Consider the following 25,115-nt stretch of genomic DNA (forward strand, 5'->3'; position numbering starts at 1 on the left):
CGGGCGGTAGGCTGGCTCCATGTCTGCTACCGCTGCACGCCGTGTTCTGCTCGCCGCACCGCGCGGCTACTGCGCGGGCGTCGACCGCGCCGTCATCACCGTGGAGAAGGCCCTGGAGCAGTACGGGTCGCCGATCTACGTCCGCAAGGAGATCGTCCACAACAAGTACGTGGTGCAGACGCTGGAGAAGAAGGGTGCGATCTTCGTCGACGAGACGGAGGAGGTGCCCGAGGGCAACATCGTCGTCTTCTCCGCGCACGGTGTCGCGCCCTCCGTCCACGACGAGGCCAAGGCCGGCAAGCTTGCGACCATCGACGCGACCTGCCCGCTGGTGACCAAGGTGCACAAGGAGGCCCTGCGCTTCGCCGAGGAGGACTACGACATCCTGCTCATCGGCCACGAGGGCCACGAGGAGGTCATCGGCACGATGGGCGAGGCGCCGGAGCGCACCCACCTGGTCGACGGCGCCGAGGACGTCGCGAAGGTCCAGGTCCGCGACGAGTCCAAGGTCGTCTGGTTGTCGCAGACCACCCTCTCGGTCGACGAGACGATGCAGACCGTGGACGCGCTCAAGCAGCGGTTCCCGCTGCTGACCAGCCCGCCGAGCGACGACATCTGCTACGCGACGCAGAACCGCCAGGTGATCATCAAGCAGATCGCCGCCGAGGCCGACCTGGTCGTCGTCGTGGGCTCGAAGAACTCCTCCAACTCCGTCCGCCTGGTCGAGGTCTCCCTGGAGGCCGGCGCCAAGGACGCCCACCTGGTCGACTTCGCCGACGAGATCGACGAGGCCTGGCTCGAGGGCGTCGCCACGATCGGCGTCACCAGCGGGGCCTCGGTGCCGGAGATCCTGGTCCAGGGCGTGCTGGAGTGGCTGGCCGAGCGCGGCTTCGGCGACGTCCAGACCGTCACCTCGGTCGAGGAGCACCTGCAGTTCTCGCTCCCCAAGGAGCTGCGCCGGGACCTGCGCACCGAGGTGGGCTCCGCCGCCGCAGAGTGACCCGGCGCTGACGGGCGCGTCACCGGTACGACTGACGAATCCGGACGAACCCGTCCGAGTAACGGGCGGGTTCACCTCGGCGCACGTAGCGTGGTGGGCGTGACTGTCTTCGGAGTGGACATCGGCGGGTCCGGTATCAAGGGCGCGCCCGCAGACCTCGAAAACGGCAAGCTGGCCGAGGAGCGCGTGAAGGTGCTCACGCCCCAGCCCTCCGAGCCGCAGGCCGTCGCGGCCGCGGTGAGGGAGGTGGTGGAGCAGTTCGACTGGCAGGGGCCGGTCGGCCTGACCTTCCCCGGCGTCGTCGTGGACGGCCGGACGCTGACCGCTGCCAACGTCGACAAGAGCTGGATCGGGACCGACGCCGCCGGGCTCTTCAGTGAGGCGCTGGGCGGCCGGCCGGTCGCGGTGGTCAACGACGCGGACGCGGCCGGTGTGGCCGAGGTCCGCTTCGGGGCGGGCCGTGACCGTGGCGGTGTGGTGCTGATGCTGACCTTGGGCACGGGCATCGGCAGCGCCCTCTTCGTCGACGGCAACCTGGTGCCGAACACCGAGCTCGGCCATCTGGAGCTGCACGGCAAGGACGCCGAGAAGCACGCCAGCTCGGCGGCCCGGGAGAAGCACGAGCTGTCCTGGTCGCAGTGGGCGGAGCGGCTGGACGACTACTTCGCCATGGTCGAGATGCTCTTCTCGCCCCAGCTGATCATCATCGGTGGCGGCGTCAGCCGGAAGGCCGACAAGTTCCTCCCCCACTTGAAGCCCCTGCGGGCCGAGATCGTGCCGGCCCGGCTCCAGAACGACGCCGGGATCATCGGCGCCGCGATGCAGGCCGCCCGCCTGGCAGCCGTGGGCTGACGCGACCCGGGCCTCGCCCCGGCCCGGCGGATACCGGGCCCCCGGCCTCGGGCCGGGAGGCCCGGGCCCAGGGTCAGTCGGACGCCGCCTTCTTGCGCGCGTGGGCGAGTGAGAAGTGGCGGGCCAGGGCGATGGTGACGCTGAGGCCGGTGCCGGCGAAGAGCCAGCCCGCGTCCAGCGCCAGGGCCTCGGCGAGACCGATCACGTGGCCGCCCCAGCCGGGGCCGGCCGCGGGACCGAAGAAGAGCAGCGCCAGCGCGAAGCAGATCGGCCCGCTGATCGGTGCCGCCGCCAGATCGGAGGAGCGGACCTTCACGGACGCCTGGAAGGACGCGGCCAGGTAGCCGAGCCCCAGCAGGACGCCCGAGCTGTCGAACAGCAGTTGGTCCAGCCACCCGGCCGCCAGGCAGGCGACGAGCATCAGGACGCCGCAGCCGACCGCCGTCAGCCGCTGCGGAACGCGCACGGCTCCGGCCGCCGCCGGGCGGGCCGGTCGGATCACCGCCTCGGGTGAGCGCGCCGGCTTCGGCAGGACCATGTTCCCCTCCGTCCCGGGCTCTGTGCGGCTGGTTCGGTACTCCACGTGACCAACGTACGGTCGGATGAACGCCGGACCGGGGGACAGACACGCCGACAGGCGACACCGGTCGCCCGATTGGGCCGTTCGGGCGTAAGCCCGGCAAACCGTAGACTGGGGGGCTGTACGCTCTCGCCCCTCGAACCCGGGACTCACGCCACCATGTCGCTCTCGATCGGAATCGTCGGCCTGCCGAACGTCGGCAAGTCGACCCTGTTCAACGCCCTGACCAAGAACGACGTGCTGGCGGCCAACTACCCCTTCGCCACCATCGAGCCCAACGTGGGCGTCGTCGGCGTCCCGGACCCGCGCCTGGACAAGCTGGCCGAGGTCTTCGGCTCCCAGCGCAAGCTCCCGGCGACGGTCGACTTCGTCGACATCGCCGGCATCGTGCGGGGCGCGAGCGAGGGTGAGGGGCTGGGCAACAAGTTCCTCGCCAACATCCGCGAGTCCGACGCGATCTGCCAGGTCATCCGCGCCTTCAGCGACCCGGACGTGGTCCACGTCGACGGCAAGGTCTCGCCGAAGGACGACATCGAGACGATCAACACCGAGCTGATCCTCGCGGACCTGCAGACCATCGAGAAGGTCCTGCCGCGCCTGCAGAAGGAGGCGCGTCTGAAGAAGGAGACCGCCGCGCAGCTGGTCGCCGTCGAGGAGGCCCAGAAGGTCCTCGAGTCCGGCACCACCGTCTTCGCGGCCGGCCTGGACCTGACCCCGCTGCGCGACCTGCACCTGCTGACCGCCAAGCCCTTCCTCTACGTCTTCAACGTGGACGAGGCCGAGCTCGCGGACGAGGCCTTCAAGGACGCCCAGCGCGCCCTGGTGGCCCCGGCCGAGGCGATCTTCCTCAACGCCAAGATCGAGTCCGAGCTCATCGAGCTGGAGGACGACGAGGCGCTGGAGCTCCTCCAGGAGATGGGCGTCACCGAGCCGGGCCTGGCCACCCTCGCCCGCGTCGGCTTCGACACCCTCGGCCTGCAGACCTACCTCACGGCCGGCCCCAAGGAGGCCCGCGCCTGGACGATCAAGAAGGGCGCCACCGCGCCCGAGGCGGCCGGTGTGATCCACACCGACTTCCAGCGCGGCTTCATCAAGGCCGAGATCGTCTCCTACGCGGACCTGGTCGAGTTCGGCTCCATCCCCGAGGCCCGCGCCAAGGGCCGCGCCCGCATGGAGGGCAAGGACTACGTCATGCAGGACGGCGACGTGGTGGAGTTCCGCTTCAACGTCTGACGATCTGACGACCAGGACGGCCCGGCTACTCCTCGGAGTAGCCGGGCCGTTCCGTGTGCGCCTGGAGCCCTTGGGCTGTCCTGTGACCAGGTGCAGCGGCGGCTGACGGCGTGGCCATCCGCCCAGTCGACCCGCCACGCGCTCAGTCGATCGGTTGCGCCACCCGCGACTCGGGGGACGAGGTCGCGTGCTGGAGGCGTTCGCCTTCGATGTCGAGGTCAGGCAGGAGTCGGGCCAGCCACTTCGGGAGCCACCAGGCGGCGCGGCGGGTGAGGGCGAGGACGGCCGGGACGAAGGTCATGCGGATCACGAAGGCGTCCAGCGCCACGCCGGTGGCCAGGGCGAAGGCGATCTGCTTGAGCATGACGCTGTCGGTGCCGAGGAAGGCGGCGAAGACCGAGATCATGATCAGTGCGGCCGCCGTGACGACGCGGCCGCTGTGGCGGGCTCCGGCGTGGACGGCGTGGAGCGGGTCGCCGGTGGCGGTGTAGGACTCGCGCATGCGCGAGACGAGGAAGACCTCGTAGTCCATGGCCAGCCCGAACAGCACGGCCAGCAGCAGGATCGGCAGGAAGCTGCTGATCGGCCCGGTCGTGTCGATGCCGAACAGCGACCCGAGATGACCGAGTTGGAAGACGGACACGACGGCGCCGAGGGTGGCGGCGACGGACAGGACGAAGCCGGCGGCCGCCTTGAGCGGGACCACGACCGAGCGGAAGACCAGGAGCAGCAGGAGCAGCGACAGTCCGACGACGACCGCGGCGAAGGGCAGCAGCGCCGAGTTGAGTTTGGCTGCGACGTCGATCTGGACGGCCGTGTTGCCGGTGACCTGGATGCTCGCGCCGGTCTGCCGCTGGAGGGCGGCGCGGTCGTCGCGGATGGTGGTGACGAGGGTCTTGGTGGCCGCGTCGCTGGGGCCGGTGCGCGGGACCACCTGGAGCAGCGCGGTGTGCGTCGCCGGGTTCAGGACGGGCTTGCCCACTGCCGCCACATCCGGCAACGCGCGCAGGGTGGAGGCGAGTTCGCCCGCGGACTGCTGTGCGTTGCCGCTGTCGCCGGTGTCGGCCAGGACCAGGAGGGGTCCGTTGAAGCCGGGGCCGAACTCCTTGGAGATCTCGTCGTAGGCGGCACGCTGTGAACTGCCCGACGGCGCGGTGCCGTTGTCGGGCAGGGCGAGGGTCATGGAGTGGGCCGGCCAGGCCAGTGCGCCGATCGCGACGGCGACTGCGGCGAGGGCGAGCAAGGGGCGGCGGGTGACCTGACGGAACCACGCCTCGGCCGCGTTGGCGGCTCGGCCCGCGCCGTGGACACGGCCGGGGCCGCCTGTGTCGGCGGAGGAGCCCTCCGCCGCGGCCTCGCGGCGGGCGGCGCGGGACCCCGGGCGGGGGGTGAGTCGTGCTCCGGCGAAGCCGAGGATCGCGGGCAGCAGGGTGGTCGCGACCAGGACGGCGGTGAGGACCGCGCCGGCCGCGGCCAGTCCCATCGCGGTCAGGAACGGGATACCGACGACGGTCAGACCCGCCATGGCGATCACGACCGTGAGGCCCGCGAAGACGACCGCGCTGCCGGCCGTGCCGACGGCCAGTGCGGCGGAGTCCTCCGGATCCATGCCCCGGGCGAGTTGGGAGCGGTGGCGGGTGACGATGAAGAGGGCGTAGTCGATGCCGACGGCCAGACCGATCATCAGCGCGAGGCTCTGCGCGGTCGAGGAGATGGCGACCACCCCGGTCAGCGAGAGCAGGCCGAATATCGCGGTGGCCACCCCGAAGACGGCGGTGACGAGCGGTATCCCGGCGCTCAGCAGCGACCCGAAGGTGATCACCAGGATCAACAGCGCGATGCCGATGCCGAGCACGTCGCTGTTCGACTTCCCGGGCGCGTTGCCGAAGGCGGAGCCGCCGATCTGGGCGGTGACGCCCGGCTGGTCCGTCGTGGCGGCCGAGACCGCGGACTTCAGCGCGTCCAGCGAGCCGGAGGCGAGCCCGCTGCTCGGCACCTCGTACTGGACCTGCGCGACGGCGGTGGTGCCGTCGGGGGAGACGGTGTGCGAGTCGAACGGGCTGACCACCCGGGCGACCTGCGGCGCGGTGGAGGCGGCGTTCACGGCTGCCCGGACGACAGCGGCGTCGGCGGGGTCGGTGACCTTCTGTCCGGTGGGCGCTGTGAACACGATCTGGGCACTGGTGCCCGAGGAGGCGGGGAAGTCCGTCTTCATCCGGTCCAGGGCCTGCTGCGACTCCGAGCCTGGGATGGAGAAGGTGTTGTCGAACTTGCCGCTGCCGCCGAAGGCGACGGTGCAGGCGACCACGGCGGCGACGATCGCCAGCCAGAGCGCGAGCACGCTGCGTCGGTGACGGAAGGCGGACCTGCCGAGGCGGTGCAGGAGGGTGGGCATGGGTGCTCCCGGTGGGGGACGACCGGTGGGCCGAAGAACTGGCAGTTCTGCCACATTAGCAAAGTGGCAGAACTGCCAATTTCATCCTCAGGGCTGAGATACTCGGGCCGTGGACACGACCCCAGGAGGAGCCCCGACCCTGACCGACCCGACGGGCGGGCAGGCCCAGGGGCGGCGCGAGCAGAACAAGCGCCGCACCCACGAGGCGCTCATCGAGGCGGCCGGGCAGCTCTTCCAGGAGCGCGGCTACGAGGCCACCACCGTGCGGGACATCGCCGCCGCGGCCGGTGTGGGGGAGCGCACCTTCTTCCGCTACTTCCCGAGCAAGGAGAGCCTGGTCCTGCAGCAGGTCCGCGACCTGGTGCCGCTGCTGGCCGCCGAGATCCGCGAGCGGCCCGCCGCCGAGCCGCTGCTCGACGCGTTGCGGGAGTCGGTGCTGGAGGTCGCGCGCCGCAACGGGGCCAATCCGGCGGTCCTGCTCGCCGCGTCCGGTCCGCTCCGCGTGGTCACCGGCACCGAGGGTCGCGGCGACGGCCGCGGCGACCGGCACCTGCTCTACGACATGGAGGAGGCCGTGGCGGCCGCGTTCACCGAACGGCTGCTGCGTGGCGGCGAGGCGGCGGACGTCGCACGGCTGCGGGCCTCCGTGTTCAGCCGCGCCGGCGTCGGCGTGCTGCGCGCCGTCCGGCTGGCCTACGGCCGCCTGCCGGAGGCGGACCGCGCGGCGCTCGACCCGGCGGAGCTGGTCCGGCAGGCCTTCGCCTGCCTGGAGGCCGGCGTCCGGCCCTGAAGCCGAGGCCCTGGCGTGTGAAGTTAGGCTTCGCCCATGCGGATCTCGGTTTCCTCCGACATGGACGAGGGCGTCGCACGGCAGTTGGTTGCGGAGCTCCGGCGGCGTGGCCACACGGTGATCAGCCATGGCGCGCTGCAGCCCGACGAGAAGGACGACTGGGCCTTCTGCAGCGAGGCCGCCGCCCGCGACGTCGTCGAGGGCCGGGCCGACCAGGCCGTCGTCTGCTGCTGGACCGGCACCGGTGCCTCGATCGCCGCCAACAAGCTGCCAGGCGTGCGCGCCGCGCTCTGCACGGACGGCTACACGGCGGGCGGGGCCCGCCGTTGGAACGACGCCAACGTCCTGGCGCTGAGCCTGCGGCTGACCTCGACGGCCCTGCTGTCCGAGATCCTCGACGCGTGGTTCGACGGCGCGCCCAGCCAGGAGCCGGACGATCAGGAGAACATCGCGCATCTCGGCCGGATCGGTCTCGGATGAGCGGGGCGAGCGGGGCGAACGGATCGAGCGGTGCGGCGAGCTGGGTCCTGATGCGCCAGGACGACAACGGCAACCGCGTCGAGATGGCCCGCTTCGAGGTCCGCGCGGAGGCGGAGGCCGCGGCGGCGGAGTTCGAGGCACGCGGGCACAAGCAGCTGTACTGGGTGGCGCCGGCGGTCCGCGTCGTGGTGGGTGCCGCGCTGTTCGACGCCTCGGGCCTGCGGGTCCTCGCGGCCCGGCGTTCGGCGCCCGAGGCCCTGGCGGGCCGGTGGGAGTTCCCCGGCGGCAAGGTCGAACCCGGCGAGACGGTGTCCGCGGCGCTGGAGCGGGAGCTCCGCGAGGAGCTGGGCGTCACGGCACGCGCGGGGGAGCGGCTGCCGGGCGCCTGGGAGGTCCGACCCGGGCTGGAGCTGCAGATCTGGACCGCGTCCCTGCTGGAGGGGGACCCGCAGCCGCTGGAGGACCACGACGAGCTCCGGTGGCTGGACGCCTCCACGCTCGACTCGGTCGACTGGCTTCCCCAGGACCGCTTCGCGCTGCCGCACGTGAGGCACTTGCTCTAGTTCCTCGCGCCCCTGAGGTTGCCACTTCCCTGTCGCTCGAAGATGACCCATCCGGCGGGGTACGGGAGGTTTCAGGTGGGTATGTCAGTATCCGGCCACCAACCCGAGCGGTGGCCGGGACTGGGGAGACGTGAGGCGAGCTGACGCGCGTGCGCGCCTGCGGCGAAGGCCGGCGGCGGGTGGTGCTGGGGGGATCGTCCGTCGTGCCGCGTCCCGTACGGCCACGCCCGCGCGCTTCCCCGACGCGTTGGCGGTCGGCGCGGAGCCGGAGGAGACGGTCGGCCGTCGCAGCGGCAGTCTGCTGGATCTCGTGCGCGTCGCCATCGCGCTGCTGGACGAGCAGGGGCGGGTGATGCTCTGGAGCCAGGCGGCGGAGTCCCTGCTCGGTTTCCCGAGCGACACGCTCGTGGGACGTGAGCTCGACGTCCTCCTCGGTGACGACACCGAGATGATCAAGGTGGTGCGCGAGGCCATCGCCGGGGTGCTGCGCGACGGGGACTCGTGGTCGGGGATCGTGCGGCTGCGGCACCGCGACGGGGAGGACGTGCGGCTGGAGGCGCGGCTGTCCCTGCTGGAGAACGGCGACGGCGTCCCTTTCCTGCTCTGCCGCTTCGCCGACGCCGCGGCGCTGCTCGGTTTGGAGCAGGGGCTCGCCGTCCAGGAGGCGCTGTTCGAGCAGTCGCCGCTCGGGCTGGCGATCTTCGACCGGGAGCTGCGCTACGTCCGCATCAACGAGACGCTGGCGCGGATGAACGGACTGCCGGTCGAGGCGCACCTGGGCCGGACGGCCGGTGAGGCCCTGCCGCAGCTCGCCGCCGACGAGGTGATGGCGGTCCAGCGGCAGGTGCTGGCCACCGGCGAGCCGGTCATCGACGTGACCGTGAACAGCGCCGATCCGAGTGATCCCGGCTATCGGTCCATCTCCTACTCGCGGCTGCACGACCGCTCCGGCCGGGTCCTCGGGCTGACGGGCATGATCATGGACGTGACCGACCGCTACCGGGCCGTCGCCAAGGTGGAGCGGGCCCGGCAGCGGCTCGCCCTGCTCAACGAGGTCGGCAGCCGGATCGGGGACCTGCTCGACGGCGGGCTGATCGCCCAGGAGTTGGCCGACGCGCTGGTGCCCCGGCTCGCCGACCACTCCGGGGTCGCCGTGCTCGAGGCCGTGCTCGACGGCGCCGAACTGCCCCGGCACACGCACTCGCGGCTCACGCCGCTGGTGATGGCCGCGACGGCGGCGGTCGTGCCCGGGCCGGACGCCGAGGCGATGCAGACCCCGGGCGCACGGATAAGCATGACCGACGACTCGCTCTTCGGCCGGGTGCTGCGCACCGGCATGGCGGAGACCCTGGACGCGGCCACGCAGCTGGAGGACGTCTCGGGCCAGGGGGATCCGCGGGTCAGGGCCGCCTACCGGCTGGGCGTCCACTCGCTGCTGGTGGTGCCGCTGCGGGCCCGCGGCATCGTGCTGGGCCTGCTGATCCTGGACCGCGCCGGGCGGCGCGAGGGCTTCGACCACGACGACCTCGTCTTCGCCACCGAGCTGGCGGACCGCGCGGGCGCCTCCTTCGACAACGCACGGCTCTACGCCCGTGAGCGTGCCGCCGCGCTGATGCTGCAGCGCAGCCTGCTGCCGCAGACCGTGGTGCAACCGCCCGGCCTGGAGGTCGGCTACCGCTACGTGCCGGGCAGCAGCGGCGCGGAGGTGGGCGGCGACTGGTTCGACGTGATCCCGCTGCCGCGCGGGCGCACAGCGCTCGTCGTCGGCGACGTGATGGGCCACGGACTGCGGGCCGCGGCCACCATGGGGCGGCTGAGGACGGCCGTGCGCACCCTCGCCGGACTCGACCTGCCGCCGCACCGGCTGCTGCAGAAGGTGCACGACCTCGCCGACGACCTGGCCCAGGGGCCGGAGGAGGCCCTGATCGCCACGTGTGTGTACGCCGTCTACGACCCGGCGACGCGAAAACTGCTGCTGTCGAAGGCGGGCCACACCGAGCCGCTGCTCATCACGCCGGGTCCGTCGGATGCTCACAACCCGCAGGGGCTCGTCGGTGGTTCCGCGAACCTGCTGACCCTGCCCTCGGGTGCGCCGCTCGGCGTGGGGGGTGTGCCGTTCGAGGTGACGGAGCTGACCGTGCCGGAGGGGAGCCTGCTCGCGCTCTACACCGACGGCCTGGTGGAGTCGCGCACGGAGGACATCGACGTGGGCACGCGCCGCCTGAGCGCCGTCCTGGAGCTTCCGCACGCCTCGGTCGAGGAGGCGTGCGAAGCGGTCGTCCGCACCCTCGACCAAGGACAGGAGCCCGACGACGTGGCGCTGCTGCTCGCCCGGCTCGGCGGGGTGCCCGGGCCGGCCACGCTGCGCGAGGAGCGGTGGACGCTCAGCGCCGAGCCGTCGGCGCCCGCGCAGGCCCGCCGACTGGTCCGCAGAATGCTGTCCGACTGGGACCTCGACGACCTGCTGGACACCACGGAACTGCTGGTCAGCGAGCTGGTGACGAACGCCGTCCGGTACGCCAGCGCACCGATCGGGCTGCGGCTGGCGCTCGGCGAGGAGACCCTCCTGGTCGAGGTCGCCGACCCGCTGCCGGACCCGCCCCGGGAACGGGAGGCGGCCGGCACCGACGAGGGCGGCCGCGGGCTGCAGCTGGTCCACCGGCTCGCGCACCGTTGGGGGACCCGCGCGGAGGGGGCGGGAAAAGTCGTCTGGTTCGAACAGACCCTGCCCGACGCACCAGGTCAGAGCGGTGCTTCCCACGGGTCTTGATCGGCTCGCCGGTTCAACCACCTCCCACTCGGCCGGGCTGAGGCGTAAGGTTCCGATTCCGGACACTCCCTGTTCCCGCCGACGCCGGGGATCGCCCCACGTTCCCCTGCGCGATGTGATGTTGAGATGTTGAGATCGAGTTGAGATCGATCAGGGGCGTAGGCGAGATCACCGGGATGATGAATACTCGGAACGCGACATTCACCCCCGGCCTCCCGTCGGGGGCACCCCCAGCGCCGATCGCCACAGGAGTCGGTAGTTGAGCGAAACGCCGTCACGCCAGGCCGCCGAGGCGGCCGCGTCCACGCCCGGGGCGGGCGTGGACGCCGTGATCCCGCACCCGGCCGGTGAGCCGCGGCCACAGGCCGCGGGGCTGAGCCTGTGGGGTCACAGCGAACTGGGGTCGATCTACGACTACATACAGGTCGCCGCGTTCTCGATCGACGCCGACGGTCTGATCTCCCAGTGGAGCGACCGGGCCGCCGAGTTCTTCGGGCTCCCTGCCGAGGAGGTCGTCGGCCGCGACCCGATCACCACCTTCTCCCCGCGCGAGCTGTGGCGCCGCGGCCGGGAGCGGTTCGAGGAGATCCTCGCCGGCAAGGAGTGGGTCGGCACCGCGCCCTACCGCGACAGCGAGGGCCAGGAGCGTGTCGCCGAGCTCTACCTGATGCCCGCGCAGGACCGCGACGGGCGGGCCGGCGTCGTCTGCATGGCGGTGGACCTGCGCAAGCTGCGGACCATCGAGACCGAGCTGGCCGCCTCGGAGGCGGTGTTCGGCCAGGCACCGACGGGCTTCGTCCTCTTCGACCACGAGTGCCGTATCCAGCGGGTCAACGACGCCTTCGCCCGGGCCCTCGGCCTCCCCTCGGAGGACCTGGTCGGCCTCACCCCGCGCGAACTGATGCCTCCGCGCGACGCGGTCCGGCTCGGCCGGGCCGTGGGGGAGGTGCTGGAGAGCGGCGAGCCGGTGGTCGACCTCTCCTTCACGGGGGAGCTCCCGGGCCGGATCGGCCGCAGACGCTGGTCCATCTCGCTCTACCGCCTGCTCAGCGCCGGCAACCGCCCGATGGGCGTGGCCGGGCAGGTCATCGACGTCACCGGCCGCGCCCGCGCCGAGCGCGAGGCGGCCAGCGCCCGCCGCAGCCTGGCCCTGCTCAACGAGGCCAGCGGCCACATCGGCTCCACTCTCGACCTGGAGACCACCGCCCGCGAGCTGCTGGACGTCACCGTCCCCGGTTTCTGCGACGTGGCCACCGTCGATCTCTACAACGCGGTGCTCACCGCCGACGCCGAGGGCCGCCGTGTCGACGACGGCGACGGCACCGGTGAGCTGCGCCGCGTCGCGTCCGCCAGCACCGTCCACCGCGACGGCGCACCGACGCCGACGGCGGAGGTCGGTGGGGCGTTCTGCTACCCGCCGCGCTCCCCGTACGCCAAGGCGTTGCGCACCGGCCGCAGCCTCACCCTCATCGGCCCCGGCAACCCCGACCCGAACCCGATGATCTCCAGCGCCGTCGTGGTGCCGATGGTCGCGCGCGAGAAGGTGCTGGGCCTGGTCCAGCTCTCCCGGGCCAAGGGCAGCGAGCCCTTCGACGCCCGTGACGTGGCCATCGCGACCGAGCTGGTCTCACGCGCTGCGGTGTGTATCGACAACGCGCGGCTGTACCGCCGTGAACACGAGCGGGCGCTCATCCTGCAGCGCTCCCTGTTGCCACCGGGCAACCCCGAGGCCTCGGGCCTGGAGATCGCCTGCCGCTACCGCCCCGCCGGCAGCGGCACCGAGGTCGGCGGCGACTGGTTCGACGTCATCCCCCTGCCCGGCAACCGCACCGCGCTCGTCGTCGGCGACGTGATGGGCCGGGGCCTGCGCGCGGCGGTCGCCATGGGCCAGCTGCGCACGGCGGTGCGGACGCTGTCGCTGCTGGACCTGGACCCGGCCGACGTGCTCACCCAGCTCGACGAGATCGCCCGCGGCCTGTCCGCCGACCCCGAGTCCGACGGCGGCGAGTCCGGCGAGCTCTACCTCGCCACCTGCGTGTACGCGGTCTACGACGCGGTGACGCGCCGTTGCACGATCGCCAATGCGGGCCACCTGCCGCCGGTCGTGGTCGACCCGGCGGGCGGCCCCAACCCGGCGCTGATGCTGGAGCTCCCCGAGGGACTCCCGCTCGGCGTCGGCGGCGAGCCGTTCGAGGAGGTCACCGTCGAGCTCCCGGACGGCGCGCTGTTCGGGCTCTACACGGACGGCCTGGTGGAGTCGCGCAACCACCAGCTGGAGGACGGCCTCTCGGCGCTGCGGGCGGCGCTCGGCGGACCGCAGCGTCCGCTGGAGGCGCTCTGCGACCAGCTGCTGACGGAGCTGGACCCGCACCACGGCGAGGACGACATCGCGCTGCTGATGGCGCGGATCAAGGCCCTGCCCAGCAACTCCGTCGGGGACTGGATCCTCCCCTCCGAACCCACCTCGGTGGCGCGTGCCCGTGAGCTCGCCTGCGGCTGGCTGCTGGCCTGCGGCCTGGACGAACTGGTCGACACGGTCGAGCTGCTGGTCAGCGAACTCGCGACGAACGCGCTCCGGCACGGACGCGGCGACATCCGCGTGCGTCTGCTGCGGGACTCCGTCCTGGTCTGCGAGGTCTGGGACAACGGCTACGCGCAGCCCCGTCAGCGGCGCGCCCGGGACACGGACGAGGGCGGGCGCGGGCTGCAGCTGGTCAGCCTGCTCGCCGACCGGTGGGGGAGCCGCCGGACGCCCAACGGCAAGGCGGTCTGGTTCGAACTGGGGCTCCCTCAGGTATAGGGCGCCGGGGAAGCTGCACTGTCCAGGGGCGCGAGGAACTGCGCGAGCAACCACTGATAGCGGATGGCCCTGCTCAGTGAGGACCATCCGCACGTCAGTGGCTTGTCGCGCAGTTCCCCGCGCCCCTAGCGTGCTGCCACCCGAGGTCGTGCCTAACCGCGCCTCAGGCCGATCTTGTTGCCCAGCCAGACCAGCGGGTCGTACTTGCGGTCGACCGCGCGCTCCTTCAGCGGGATGAGCGCGTTGTCCGTGATCTTGATGCCCTCCGGGCAGACCTCGGTGCAGCACTTGGTGATGTTGCAGTACCCGAGCCCGTGCTCCTCCTGGGCCGTCTTCTTACGGTCCAGCCCGGAGTCCGCGGCGGCGTCCAGCGGGTGCATGTCGAGTTCGGCGATCCGCATCAGGAAGCGCGGGCCGGCGAAGGCCGGCTTGTTCTCCTCGTGGTCGCGGACCACGTGGCACGTGTCCTGGCACAGGAAGCACTCGATGCACTTGCGGAACTCCTGCGAGCGGTTCACGTCCTCCTGCTGCATCCGGTACTCGCCGGGCTTCACACCCTGCGGCGGGATGAACGCCGGGATCTCGCGGGCCTTCTGGTAGTTGAAGCCCACGTTCGTCACCAGGTCCCGCAGCACCGGGAAGGTGCGCATCGGGGTGATGGTCACCGTCTCACCGGCCGGCAGCGTCGACATGCGGGTCATGCACATCAGCCGCGGGCGGCCGTTGATCTCCGCGCTGCAGGAGCCGCACTTGCCGGCCTTGCAGTTCCAGCGCACGGCGAGGTCGGGCGCCTGGGTCGCCTGGATGCGGTGGACGACGTCGAGGACCACCTCTCCGTCGTTGACCTCGACCTGGAAGTCCGTCAGCTCCCCGCCGTCGGCGTCGCCGCGCCAGACGCGGAACGTGGCCTCGTAGCTCAATGCTCCGCTCCGTTCTCAGTCTTCTTGTCGGCGTCCGCGTCCGCGCGCTGCGGGGGCAGGCCCGCCTCGGCGTCGGGCATCTCGTCCTCGGTCAGGTACTTCTTCAGCTCGTCCGCACCGAACAGCGCCAGCAGGTCCTCGCGGATCGGCGGGTTCGGCTTGCGCTGGAGCGTGATCGCGCCCTCGCCGGGGACGGGCTTGTCGGCCAGCGAGCAGGCGAGCAGCACGCGGCGCCACTCCGCCGCCATCGCCGGGTGGTCCTCGCGGGTGTGGCCGCCGCGGCTCTCCTGACGTTCCAGGGCGGCGCGGGCGACGCACTCGGAGACCAGCAGCATGTTGCGCAGGTCCAGGGCCAGGTGCCAGCCCGGGTTGAACTGGCGGTGGCCCTCGACGCCGGCTTGCTCCGCGCGCTCACGGAGCGCGGACAGCCGGTGCAGGGCCTCCTCCATCTCGCCCTCGCGCCGGATGATGCCGACGAGGTCGTTCATCGACTGCTGGAGTTCCTGGTGCAGGCCGTAGGGGTTCTCGCCGCCCTCCGCCGCGAAGGGGGCCAGGGCCTCCTCCGCCGCCGCGTCGATCTGCTCCTGGTCCACGACCGGCCGGTTCCCGTCGGCCGCCTCCGCGTACTCGGCCGCGTGCAGCCCGGCGCGGCGGCCGAAGACCAGCAGGTCGGACAGGGAGTTGCCGCCGAGCCGGTTCGAGCCGTGCATCCCGCCGGCCACCTCGCCGGCCGCGAACAGGCCCGGGACGCAGGAGGACGCGGTGTCCGGGTCGACCTCGACGCCGCCCATGACGTAGTGGCAGGTCGGGCCGACCTCCATCGGCTCCGCGGTGATGTCGACGTCCGCCAGCTCCTTGAACTGGTGGTGCATCGACGGCAGCCGGCGGCGGATCTCCTCGGCCGGCAGGCGGGTGGAGACGTCCAGGAAGACGCCGCCGTGGGGGGTGCCGCGACCGGCCTTGACCTCGCTGTTGATGGCGCGGGCCACCTCGTCGCGGGGCAGCAGCTCCGGTGGGCGCCGGTTGTTCGCCTGGTCCTGGTACCAGCGGTCGCCCTCCTCCTCCGTCTCCGCGTACTTCTCGCGGAAGACGTCGGGGATGTAGTCGAACATGAACCGCTTGCCGTCGCTGTTGCGCAGCACGCCGCCGTCGCCGCGCACGGACTCGGTGACGAGGATGCCCTTGACCGACGGCGGCCAGACCATCCCCGTGGGGTGGAACTGGACGAACTCCATGTTGATCAGGTTCGCGCCCGCCAGCAGCGCGAGCGCGTGGCCGTCGCCGGTGTACTCCCAGGAGTTGGAGGTCACCTTGAACGACTTGCCGATGCCGCCCGTCGCCAGCACGACGGCCGGGGCCTCGATGACGAAGAAGCGCCCCGACTCGCGCTGGTAGCCGAAGACCCCGCTCACCCGGTCGTCCGCGGCGGAGCCGCCGTTGTCAGCGGTCTTCAGGACGCGCGTGACCGTGTACTCCTGGAAGACCTTGATCCGTGCCTCGTAGTCGCCGTGCTCGCGGAAGTCCTCCTGCTGGAGGCTGACGACCTTCTGCTGCAGGGTGCGGATCAGCTCCAGGCCGGTGCGGTCGCCGACGTGCGCGAGGCGCGGGTACTCGTGGCCGCCGAAGTTGCGCTGCGAGATCCGGCCGTCCTTGGTGCGGTCGAACAGCGCCCCCCAGGTCTCCAGCTCCCAGACCCGCTCGGGGGCCTCCTTGGCGTGCAGCTCGGCCATCCGCCAGTGGTTCAGGAACTTGCCGCCGCGCATGGTGTCGCGGAAGTGCACCTGCCAGTTGTCCTGGTCGTTGACGTTGCCCATGCTGGCCGCGATGCCGCCCTCGGCCATCACCGTGTGGGCCTTGCCGAAGAGCGACTTGCAGATGATCGCCGTGCGCTTGCCGTGCTCGCGGGCCTCGATCGCCGCCCGCAGCCCGGCGCCGCCGGCACCCACCACCACCACGTCGTAGCCGTGGCGCTCCACCTCGGTCATGAAGTTGTTCCCTTGTGTGTCAGCAGACTAGAAGAAGCGGGGGTCGCTGAACGCGCCGCTCGCCAGCAGGTACACGTAGAGGTCGGTCAGGCCCACGCTGAACAGGGAGGCCCAGGCCAGCTGCATGTGGCGGGCGTTCAGCTTGCTGACCCAGGTCCACATCCGGTAGCGCACCGGGTGCTTGGAGAAGTGCCGGAGCCGACCGCCGACGATGTGCCGGCAGGAGTGGCACGAGGCCGTGTAGGCCCAGATCAGCACGATGTTGACGAGCATCACCAGGGTGCCCAGGCCCATGTGGCCCCAGCGGCCGTGCGGATCGCGGAAGGCGAGGATCGCGTCCCAGGTGAGGATCCCGGCCACGGGGATGGCGAAGTAGAAGAAGTAGCGGTGGATGTTCTGCAGGATCAGCGGGAACCGCGTCTCACCGGTGTACTTGGCGTGCGGCTCGGCCACCGCGCAGGCCGGCGGGGAGCTCCAGAAGGAGCGGTAGTAGGCCTTGCGGTAGTAGTAGCAGGTCAGCCGGAAGCCCAGCGGGAAGATCAGCACGATCAGCGCGGGGGAGAGCCGCCACCAGCCGCCGAACAGTGCCCAGTCCACGCCGCCGGTCCCGGCCTTGCAGTTGGCGGCCAGGCAGGGGGAGTAGAACGGCGAGATGTAGGGCGGAGCGTAGGAGGTGCTCAGCCCGAAGAAGGCCCGCCAGGTCGAGTACCCGATGAACAGCAGCAGGCCGGCCGCGGTCAGCACCTGGGGCAGCCACCAGCGGTCCCGCCGCAGGTGCCGCTCCGTGATCTGTGCGCGCCCAGGGGAGTGGACCCCCCGGCCGGCTTTCTGCGCGGCCTCGGGGGGCCTCGTCTCCGTCGTCACTGCTGTCCTCGTCCTCTCCTGCTGGTGCCGCTGGTCCTGCTGGGCGCGGCTGTGATCCGGGTGGACCGGTTGCCGTCAGTGGTGGTGGCCGCCGATGCCCTCGTCCTCGGCGCCCTGCCACATCGCCGGGTCGTAAGGGGCGTCCGGGATCTCGATCAGGCCGACGCGCTGTTCGGGCACGCAGGTCGGCGGCAGGCAGGCCCTCAGTCGGGACAGGGCCGACCGGGTCTCGTCGACGGCGCGGTCCAGCTCGGCGAGGCGTCGGTGCGCCTCCGCCAGAGCGGCGGGGTCGATCGTGTTCGAGGGCATGGCTCAGCTCCCCTCCACGCGCATGGATTTTCGATTCCTGATGTCGTGTCAGGAACGCGCGGAAGCGAGTGTGGCCCCGATCGCCCTCGCATGGAAAGGCTTTGCTCACGATTGGCGGATTACGCCTCGTCGGCGCGCGCCCCCGCCTGGCGCAATCCGCTGCCCCGATCGAGTGGCTTCGGCGCAGCGGTCGACGTGTCGTCAGGCATGCTGCACGGCAGCGTTCTTGAGTGTCGGTGTGGTGTATCGCAACAGCTTCGTAAGGCCGCCGCGTGAAACGACCGCTGCGGTGCTGGCCGCCGCCGTGGCCCTGGTGCTCGCCGCCTGCTCGGGCTCGGACACGCCTTCCGTCCGCGCCGACGACATGGCCCGGGCCGATCGAGCCGCCGTGGCCCAGGGCGGCACCCTGCGTTGGGCGGTGGACGCGCTGCCGACCACCCTGAACGCCTTCCAGGCCGACGCCGGCCCGGCGACGACACTCGTGGACGAGGCGCTGCTGCCGACCCTGTTCACCCTGGACGCCCAGGGCCGGGCGACCGCGGACCCGGACTACGTGCAGAGTGCCGAGCAGGTCGCCGGTTCGCCGCAGACGGTCCTCTACACGCTCAACCCGAAGGCCACCTGGAGCGACGGGAAGCCGCTCGGTCTGGCCGACTTCGTCGGCCAGTGGCACGCCCTGAGCGGCGCCGACCCGGCGTTCGCCGCGGCGGGCGCCGCGCACGCGGACGGCTACGACAGCATCGCCCAGGTCACCGCAGGGGCGAAGCCGCACCAGGTCAAGGTGGTCTTCGCGCACCCCTATGCGCCGTGGCGGTCGCTGTTCACGCCTCTCTACCCCGCCGCCGCGACGGCCTCGCCGCAGGCGTTCACAGCGGGGCTGAAGAGCACGCTCACTGCTGACTCCGGTCCGTTCACACTCAAGGGCGCGCCCGGCGAGGACGGCCAGAAGACCCTGACCGTCACGCGCAACCCGCACTGGTGGGGAGATCGCGCCAAGCTGGACTCCGTCGCGTTCACAGCTGTGAACCCCGGGGACGCCGCAGCCGCGCTCGCCTCGCACCAGGTCGACATCGCCGACCTGAGCCGTGCCGCGGACGACTCCGGCGACACGCCCGACGCGACCTCCGGCACCGCGGTGCTCAGCGCGGCCGCTCCCGGGTACCTGGCGCTCGCCTTCAACGGTGGGGCCGGCCTGCTCGCCGATCCGCAGGTGCGCCGTGCCGTGGCGGACGCGGTCGACCGTCAGGCGCTGGCCGACGCGGTGCTCAAGCCGCTCGGCCTCCCCGCCGTGCCGCTGGGCAACCACCTGCTCATGAGCGACCAGCAGGGCTACCAGGACGACGCGGCCGCCCTCGGCGCGAGCGCGGCGAACGCCGCCAAGCTGCTGGACGCCGCGGGCTGGCGCCTGGGCGCCCACAGCGACGCGGCCTCGGGCGCGGCGATCCGCGCCAACGGCGCCAAGCCGCTGTCGCTGACCCTGCTCACCCGCACGGGCTCCGCGCGCGACGTCACGCTCGCGCGGCTGCTGACCGCGCAGCTCGCCAAGGTCGGCATCGGCGTCACGGCGAAGCCGGTCGCGGAGGCGGACTTCTTCACCAAGCACATCGCCGCCGGCGACTTCGACCTGGCGCTGGTCAACTGGCCCGCGTCCCCCTTCCCCATTGCCGACGAGGCCGGGTTCTTCGCCAAGCCGCAGGTCAACCAGGACGGCTCGCTCTCGGTCGGGCAGAATCTGTCGGCGACGGGCACCGACGAGATCGACCAGCTGCTCGCCCGGGCAGCTGCGGCCGGCACCCCCGCTGACGCGACCCGCCTCACCAACGAGGCGGACATCCGCATCTGGCAGGAAGCCCCGTCGCTCCCGCTGTTCCAGTCACCCGAGCTCGTCGGCCTGCGCGCCGGGGTCCGCAACGCCGGCGCGTTCGGCTTCGCCACCCCGCGATTCCAGGACATCGGCTTCGCCGCCGGGAAGGGTTAGTCGCCCCTCCCGAGGGGTGCGAGGAACCGCGAGAAACCAATGGCGTGCGGAGGGACCGCTCCGGTGAGGACCATCCGCACGCCGGAGGGGGCCCCGGCCGAAGGCCGGGGGATCGTCGCGCCCACGCGGGAGAGCCGCACGGGCAGCGGCTCGCGCCCCTGAACGGGCGGGCGGCGCCTCAGACCCGGTCGCGGGTCAGCGGGAGCTCCGTGATCAGGCGCTCCACCGTCGCGAGGCGGGCAAGGTCCGGGGCGAGGGCGCGGGCGCGGGCGAGGGTCGCCCGGGCCGCGGGCTGGTCCCCCGTGACGGACTGGGCCGCGGCGAGCGTGCACAGGGTCAGGGCGCGGGTCTGCAGATCCGTGCTGCGGCGGGCGCCGGTGCGGGCGAGGGCGAGGGCCTCCGCCGCGCGGCCGGTGAGCAGCGCCTCGGTGGCGGGGATCTCGGTCATGACGTAGAGCCGGGGCATGCTTCCGCCCGCCTGGGCGCTCGCCGCGCCCGCCACGGCCAGGGCCTCGTCGTGCGGGATCGCGCCGGCCTCCAGCCCGTACAGCGCCGCGCGCGCGAGCAGCAGCTCGCCACCGGGCTCCGCGGGGTCCGCGTCCACACGGGCGAGCCGCAGGGCGTCCAGCGCCTCGCGGTACCTTCCCTCGGCGATGTCCACGGCCGCCCGCAGGCGGACGGCCACGAGCCGGTCCGAGGTGACCCCGGCCAACGCGGCACGCGCCTCGCCGTTGCGGGCGCCCATCACCGCACGCTGGACCGCCATCTCCGCGGGGTCGAGGGCGAGAGCGGTCACGACCGAGCGGTCCGCGGTCGGGACCCGGAAGATCATCCAGGCGGCCGATCCCCGCTGCTTCACGCTCAGCAGGGAGAGCAGTGCGACGAGCTCGAAGCCCATGCCGACCATCGCGCCGAAGTGGGAAGCGCCGGCGAGCAGCCACGCGCCGAGCCCGACAAGGACCCCGATCCGCAGCAGCCCGCCGAGAAAGAGGCGGACCCGCAGCGCGGGCACCGCGACCACGTTGGAGAGCACCTGCACCGGAAGCAGCGGGATCGGGCGGATCAGCACGGTCACCTGCCCCAGCCGTCGGACGGCGAGCAGCGGGCCGCTGCCGATCACCAGCAGAGTGGGCGCCGTCCCGCCGAGCCGTCCCAGCAGCAGGCCGACGAGTTGCAGCAGCTGCAGGCCGACGAGGACGCCGACCGAGCCGCCGAGCGCCGATTCCGCCACGGACGGGCGGCCGGAGCCGACGATCTCCACGATCAGCAGCCCGTAGACGAAGGCGAACAGGATCAGGCGGTTCCGCCGCTTGCGGCGCTGGTCCGCAACCGGGGACGGGCCGCTCGACGGGGAGGGCGGCGAGGGCGGGAAAGGCGCCTGCGGCGCCTGGGGCTCGGGGGTCACGGCCGGGGATCATGCCAGCTTCGGGGCGACTGCCACCAGAGCTTTCCGGCCCGCGTTCCAGCGCCGGACATCAGCCGTTCGCCGGGCGGCGCGCGAGGGTACGGGGCCAACCACGTACCATAGGACAAAGCCGTGGCATGTTCAGATGCCCGGTGGGTGGACCGGCGACACAGACGCGTGTTCGGCGGGTGCCACGCCCAGTCGATTCGGGAGAACTGTACTCCGTATGCCCACGCGCAATGACATCCGGAACGTCGCCATCGTCGCGCACGTCGACCACGGCAAGACCACGCTGGTGGACGCCATGCTGAAGCAGGCGGGCGCCTTCGCGGCGCACCAGCACCTGGACGACCGCATGATGGACTCCAACGACCTGGAGCGCGAGAAGGGCATCACCATTCTCGCGAAGAACACCGCGGTCAAGTACCACCCCAAGGGTGGTGGCGACCCGATCACGATCAACATCATCGACACCCCGGGCCACGCCGACTTCGGTGGCGAGGTCGAGCGCGGTCTGTCGATGGTCGACGCGGTCGTCCTCCTCGTGGACGCCTCCGAGGGCCCGCTGCCGCAGACCCGCTTCGTGCTCCGCAAGGCGCTGCAGGCCAAGCTGCCGGTCATCCTCTGCATCAACAAGACCGACCGTCCGGACTCCCGGATCGACGAGGTCGTCAACGAGACCTACGACCTCTTCCTCGACCTGGACGCGGACGAGGACCAGATCGAGTTCCCGATCGTCTACGCCTGCGCGCGTGACGGCATCGCGTCGCTCACCAAGCCGGAGAACGGCACGGTCCCGGCCGACAGCGACAGCCTGGAGCCGTTCTTCTCCACGATCCTGGACCACGTCCCGGCCCCGGTCTACGACGAGGACGCGCCGCTCCAGGCCCACGTCACCAACCTGGACGCCGACAACTTCCTCGGGCGCATCGCGCTGCTCCGCGTGGAGCAGGGCTACCTGAAGAAGGGGCAGACCGTCGCCTGGATCAAGCGCGACGGCTCGATCTCGAACGTCCGCATCAGCGAGCTGCTGATGACCGAGGCGCTCACCCGCAAGCCGGCCGAGCAGGCCGGCCCGGGCGACATCTGCGCCGTCGCCGGCATCGGCGAGATCATGATCGGTGAGACCCTCGCCGACCCGGAGAACCCGATCGCGCTGCCGCTGATCACGGTGGACGAGCCGGCCATCTCGATGACCATCGGCACCAACACCTCGCCGCTGGTCGGCAAGGGCGGCTCCGGCAAGGGCGCCGACGCCAAGTCGGGCGCCAAGGTGGACCGCAAGGTCACCGCCCGCCAGGTCAAGGACCGTCTGGACCGCGAGCTGATCGGTAACGTCTCGCTGCGCGTGCTGGAGACCGAGCGTCCGGACGCCTGGGAGGTGCAGGGCCGTGGTGAGCTGGCGCTGGCCATCCTCATCGAGACCATGCGTCGCGAGGGCTTCGAGCTGACCGTCGGCAAGCCGCAGGTCGTCACCCGTGAGATCGACGGCAAGACCCACGAGCCGGTCGAGCGCCTCACGGTCGACGTGCCCGAGGAGCACATGGGCGCCGTCACCCAGCTGATGGGTGTCCGCAAGGCGCGCATGGACAACATGTCGAACCACGGCTCCGGCTGGGTCCGCATGGAGTTCGTGATCCCGTCCCGCGGTCTGATCGGCTTCCGCACGGAGTTCCTGACCTCCACCCGCGGCACCGGCATCGCGCACTCGATCCACGAGGGCTACGAGCCCTGGTTCGGCGTGCTCACCACCCGCAACAACGGCTCCCTGGTCGCCGACCGCTCCGGCGTGGTCACCGCCTTCGCGATGACCAACCTGCAGGAGCGCGGCGTGCTGTTCACCGACCCCGGCACCGAGGTGTACGAGGGCATGATCGTCGGCGAGAACTCGCGCGCCGACGACATGGACGTGAACATCACCAAGGAGAAGAAGCTCACGAACATGCGTTCCTCGAACGCCGACGTGGCCGAGTCGATCGTCCCGCCGCGCAAGCTCTCCCTGGAGCAGTCCCTGGAGTTCTGCCGCGAGGACGAGTGCATCGAGGTCACCCCGGAGACCGTGCGCATCCGCAAGGTCGTCCTGGACGCCCAGACGCGTGCCCGCACCCGCGGCCGCGTCAACAAGGGCTGAGCCTCGGGCCCGAGCCTGACGCCGTAGCGTAGAAGAAGCCGCCGGAAGCCTTGCTTCCGGCGGCTTTCTGCTGCCGTTCGGCCGTCACTCATTGTGATGACAATCGGGCCGAGTGTCAGTGCCGGGCTGTACGGATATCGGTGTCAGGATGATGGATGGCGGTATTCCATGTCCGATTCGACACCCGATGCACCCACCTGGTCATGCCCGGGTTGCGAGACGCAGCTCACAGGCGTGTGATCAAACCGCAATGTCATTTGGTCGGAAGCATCGCCGAGAGTGACGGATAGTAGAGACCACGACGCTCGGGTCACCGGGTCGGCGCTCGACCACGACCGCCGGTTCGCGAGCTCAGGTGCCGCCGCCCAGGGGTGGGTGTCGGTGCCACATGAAAAGTGCAAACAGCACGTTCGAGGAGGCACGTCCAATGCGTGGAGCCACGCAAGCGAAGTTCGTCGTCGGTGCCATCGCCATCACGCTGGCCGCGACGGCCTGCAGCAGCAGCGGGAGCTCCGGCTCCAGCTCCGGCAACGGCGTGGTCAACGCGATCTGGGGTACCCCGCAGAAGCCGCTCACTCCGGGCAACACCGCCGAGATCAACGGCAGCAAGGTCGTCACCAGCATCCTGCAGGGTCTGATCACCTACGACCCCAAGACGAACGCGGTCATCAACCAGAACGCCGAGTCGGTCACCACGAACGACCAGCAGAACTTCACCGTCAAGCTCAAGCCCGGCTGGAAGTTCTCCGACGGCACCGCGGTGACCGCCAAGAGCTACGTGGACGCCTGGAACTACACGGCGCTGGCCACGAACCAGCAGACGAACTCCAGCTACTTCTCCTCGATCAAGGGTTACGACCAGGTCGCCCCGACCAAGGGCAACCCGACGGCGCAGACCATGTCCGGCCTGAAGGTCGTGGACAACAACACCTTCACCGTCGCGCTGACGGCCAAGTTCTCCACCTGGCCGCAGACCCTCGGCTTCCTGGCCTACGACCCGCTCCCGGAGTCGTTCTTCAAGGACCCGGCCGCGTGGCAGAAGAACCCGGTCGGCGACGGTCCCTACATGATCCAGGGCGGCTACACCGCCGGCTCCAACCTCTCGCTGGTCCCGAACCCGAACTACGCGGGCACGACCAAGCCGGAGAACAAGGGCATCAACCTCATCGTCTACACCGACCCGACCGCCGGCTACGCGGACCTCCTGTCGGGCAAGCTGGACGTGAACGACGTCATCCCGACCGGCGACATCCCGAACATGCAGTCGGACCTGAACGGCCGCGTGATCAACGAGCCGACCGGTGCCAACACCACGCTCTCCTTCCCGCTCTACGTGGGCGCGTGGAACGGCGCGAACGGCGCGATGCTGCGCCAGGGCATCTCGATGGCGATCGACCGCAACACCATCGCCTCGAAGATCCTGCACGGCTCGGTCACCCCGGCCACCGACTGGACCTCCCCGACCCTCGGTGAGTCCGGCGGCTACAAGTCCGGACTCTGCGGCGACGCCTGCGTCTACAACGCGGCCAAGGCCAAGCAGCTCATCGACCAGGCCGGTGGCATCCCCGGCGGCTCGATGACCATCGCCTACAACGCCGACGGCGGCAACGCCGACTGGGTCAACGCGGTCTGCAACAGCATCAACACCGCCCTCGGCAACACCAAGGCCTGCGTGGGCGCCCCGACCGCGACGTTCAACGACTACCTGAACAAGATGTCGGGCTTCCAGATGACCGGCCCGTTCCGCACCGGCTGGGGCCAGGACTTCCCGCTGGCGGTCGACTTCCTGCAGCCGCTGTACACCACGGGCGCGCCGAACAACTTCTCGAAGTACTCGAACGCGAACTTCGACAAGCTGATCACCCAGGGCAACGAGGCCCCGAGCACCTCCCAGGCGAACGCCCTGTTCCAGCAGGCTCAGCTGCAGCTGGCGAAGGACATGCCGGTCGCCCCGCTCTGGTACTCGAACAACCTGGCCGGCTACTCGGCGAACGTCTCCAACGTCCAGATGGACGGATTCAAGAACCCGGTCTACTGGGCCGTCAAGAAGTAGCAATTCC

The 25,115-nt window shown here is 71.3% G+C and carries 18 protein-coding genes; 11 read left to right on the forward strand and 7 right to left on the reverse strand.

Translation table 11 applies throughout. The features are described from left to right. Positions 1-19: 19 nt before the first annotated feature. Positions 20-1,000 (forward strand): 4-hydroxy-3-methylbut-2-enyl diphosphate reductase, encoded by a 981-nt coding sequence (locus BMY61_RS01660; protein ID WP_042442234.1) that lies wholly within the window; start codon positions 20-22, stop codon positions 998-1,000. Positions 1,001-1,099: 99 nt separating this feature from the next. Further along, positions 1,100-1,852 (forward strand): polyphosphate--glucose phosphotransferase, encoded by a 753-nt coding sequence (ppgK, locus tag BMY61_RS01665; protein ID WP_042442488.1) that lies wholly within the window; start codon positions 1,100-1,102, stop codon positions 1,850-1,852. 73 nt (positions 1,853-1,925) lie between these two features. On the opposite strand, the gene BMY61_RS01670 is transcribed toward ppgK, so the two are convergent. Next, positions 1,926-2,390 carry a DUF6542 domain-containing protein gene (locus BMY61_RS01670; RefSeq protein WP_042442236.1) on the reverse strand — a complete coding sequence of 155 codons (465 nt, stop codon included), beginning with the start codon at positions 2,388-2,390 and terminating at the stop codon, positions 1,926-1,928. A 201-nt stretch (positions 2,391-2,591) separates the two neighbouring features. Between BMY61_RS01670 and ychF the strand changes: the two genes are divergently transcribed. After that, positions 2,592-3,665, forward strand: coding sequence for a redox-regulated ATPase YchF (gene ychF, locus BMY61_RS01675; protein WP_042442238.1), 1,074 nt, complete (start codon positions 2,592-2,594; stop codon positions 3,663-3,665). A gap of 142 nt (positions 3,666-3,807) precedes the next feature. On the opposite strand, the gene BMY61_RS01680 is transcribed toward ychF, so the two are convergent. Then, a complete protein-coding gene (locus BMY61_RS01680) occupies positions 3,808-6,060 on the reverse strand; it encodes an MMPL family transporter (protein ID WP_042442240.1) in 2,253 nt (750 codons plus the stop codon). 109 nt (positions 6,061-6,169) lie between these two features. Here BMY61_RS01680 and BMY61_RS01685 point away from each other — a divergent pair, with 109 nt between their 5' ends. The 5 genes from BMY61_RS01685 (at position 6,170) to BMY61_RS01705 (ending at position 13,463) form a co-directional block, all read left to right on the forward strand. After that, positions 6,170-6,850, forward strand: coding sequence for a TetR/AcrR family transcriptional regulator (locus BMY61_RS01685; RefSeq protein WP_052438287.1), 681 nt, complete (start codon positions 6,170-6,172; stop codon positions 6,848-6,850). A 36-nt stretch (positions 6,851-6,886) separates the two neighbouring features. Next, complete coding sequence (locus BMY61_RS01690; protein ID WP_042442242.1) at positions 6,887-7,330, forward strand: RpiB/LacA/LacB family sugar-phosphate isomerase; 444 nt, start codon at positions 6,887-6,889, stop codon at positions 7,328-7,330. Positions 7,331-7,494: 164 nt separating this feature from the next. Then, positions 7,495-7,893, forward strand: a complete 399-nt coding sequence (locus BMY61_RS01695; protein WP_042442492.1) for a (deoxy)nucleoside triphosphate pyrophosphohydrolase — start codon at positions 7,495-7,497, stop codon at positions 7,891-7,893. 130 nt (positions 7,894-8,023) lie between these two features. Beyond that, positions 8,024-10,663: a SpoIIE family protein phosphatase gene (locus BMY61_RS01700; protein ID WP_236655831.1), complete on the forward strand. Its 2,640-nt coding sequence runs from the start codon at positions 8,024-8,026 to the stop codon at positions 10,661-10,663. A 259-nt stretch (positions 10,664-10,922) separates the two neighbouring features. After that, positions 10,923-13,463 carry a SpoIIE family protein phosphatase gene (locus BMY61_RS01705; protein ID WP_082014703.1) on the forward strand — a complete coding sequence of 847 codons (2,541 nt, stop codon included), beginning with the start codon at positions 10,923-10,925 and terminating at the stop codon, positions 13,461-13,463. Positions 13,464-13,615: 152 nt separating this feature from the next. Here the strand turns inward: BMY61_RS01705 and BMY61_RS01710 are convergent, their stop codons facing one another. The 4 genes from BMY61_RS01710 to BMY61_RS01725 all read right to left on the reverse strand — a co-directional run bounded on the left by BMY61_RS01710 (position 13,616) and on the right by BMY61_RS01725 (position 17,541). Continuing rightward, a complete protein-coding gene (locus BMY61_RS01710; RefSeq protein WP_042442246.1) occupies positions 13,616-14,383 on the reverse strand; it encodes a succinate dehydrogenase/fumarate reductase iron-sulfur subunit in 768 nt (255 codons plus the stop codon). Further along, positions 14,380-16,368 carry a fumarate reductase/succinate dehydrogenase flavoprotein subunit gene (locus BMY61_RS01715; protein WP_082014704.1) on the reverse strand — a complete coding sequence of 663 codons (1,989 nt, stop codon included), beginning with the start codon at positions 16,366-16,368 and terminating at the stop codon, positions 14,380-14,382. Before BMY61_RS01715 ends, BMY61_RS01710 begins: the two co-directional genes overlap by 4 nt. A 27-nt stretch (positions 16,369-16,395) precedes the next feature. Next, positions 16,396-17,232: a hypothetical protein gene (locus BMY61_RS01720; protein WP_042442248.1), complete on the reverse strand. Its 837-nt coding sequence runs from the start codon at positions 17,230-17,232 to the stop codon at positions 16,396-16,398. Between the two features lie 75 nt (positions 17,233-17,307). Beyond that, the gene (locus BMY61_RS01725) at positions 17,308-17,541 is read right to left on the reverse strand and encodes a hypothetical protein (protein ID WP_042442250.1); all 234 of its coding nucleotides are present in this window, start codon (positions 17,539-17,541) and stop codon (positions 17,308-17,310) included. 238 nt (positions 17,542-17,779) lie between these two features. Between BMY61_RS01725 and BMY61_RS01730 the strand changes: the two genes are divergently transcribed. Continuing rightward, on the forward strand, positions 17,780-19,519 hold the full coding sequence (locus BMY61_RS01730) for an ABC transporter family substrate-binding protein (protein WP_161791192.1): 1,740 nt from the start codon (positions 17,780-17,782) through the stop codon (positions 19,517-19,519). Positions 19,520-19,697: 178 nt separating this feature from the next. On the opposite strand, the gene BMY61_RS01735 is transcribed toward BMY61_RS01730, so the two are convergent. Then, positions 19,698-20,924: a hypothetical protein gene (locus BMY61_RS01735; protein WP_042442251.1), complete on the reverse strand. Its 1,227-nt coding sequence runs from the start codon at positions 20,922-20,924 to the stop codon at positions 19,698-19,700. A gap of 226 nt (positions 20,925-21,150) precedes the next feature. On the opposite strand from BMY61_RS01735, the gene typA reads away from it, so the two are divergent. Further along, positions 21,151-23,055: a translational GTPase TypA gene (gene typA, locus BMY61_RS01740; RefSeq protein WP_042442254.1), complete on the forward strand. Its 1,905-nt coding sequence runs from the start codon at positions 21,151-21,153 to the stop codon at positions 23,053-23,055. Between the two features lie 427 nt (positions 23,056-23,482). Beyond that, positions 23,483-25,108 (forward strand): peptide ABC transporter substrate-binding protein, encoded by a 1,626-nt coding sequence (locus BMY61_RS01745; protein ID WP_042442256.1) that lies wholly within the window; start codon positions 23,483-23,485, stop codon positions 25,106-25,108. Positions 25,109-25,115: the final 7 nt, after the last annotated feature.

Origin of the sequence: Streptacidiphilus jiangxiensis (assembly GCF_900109465.1) — a bacterium.
GTDB lineage: Bacteria > Actinomycetota > Actinomycetes > Streptomycetales > Streptomycetaceae > Streptacidiphilus > Streptacidiphilus jiangxiensis.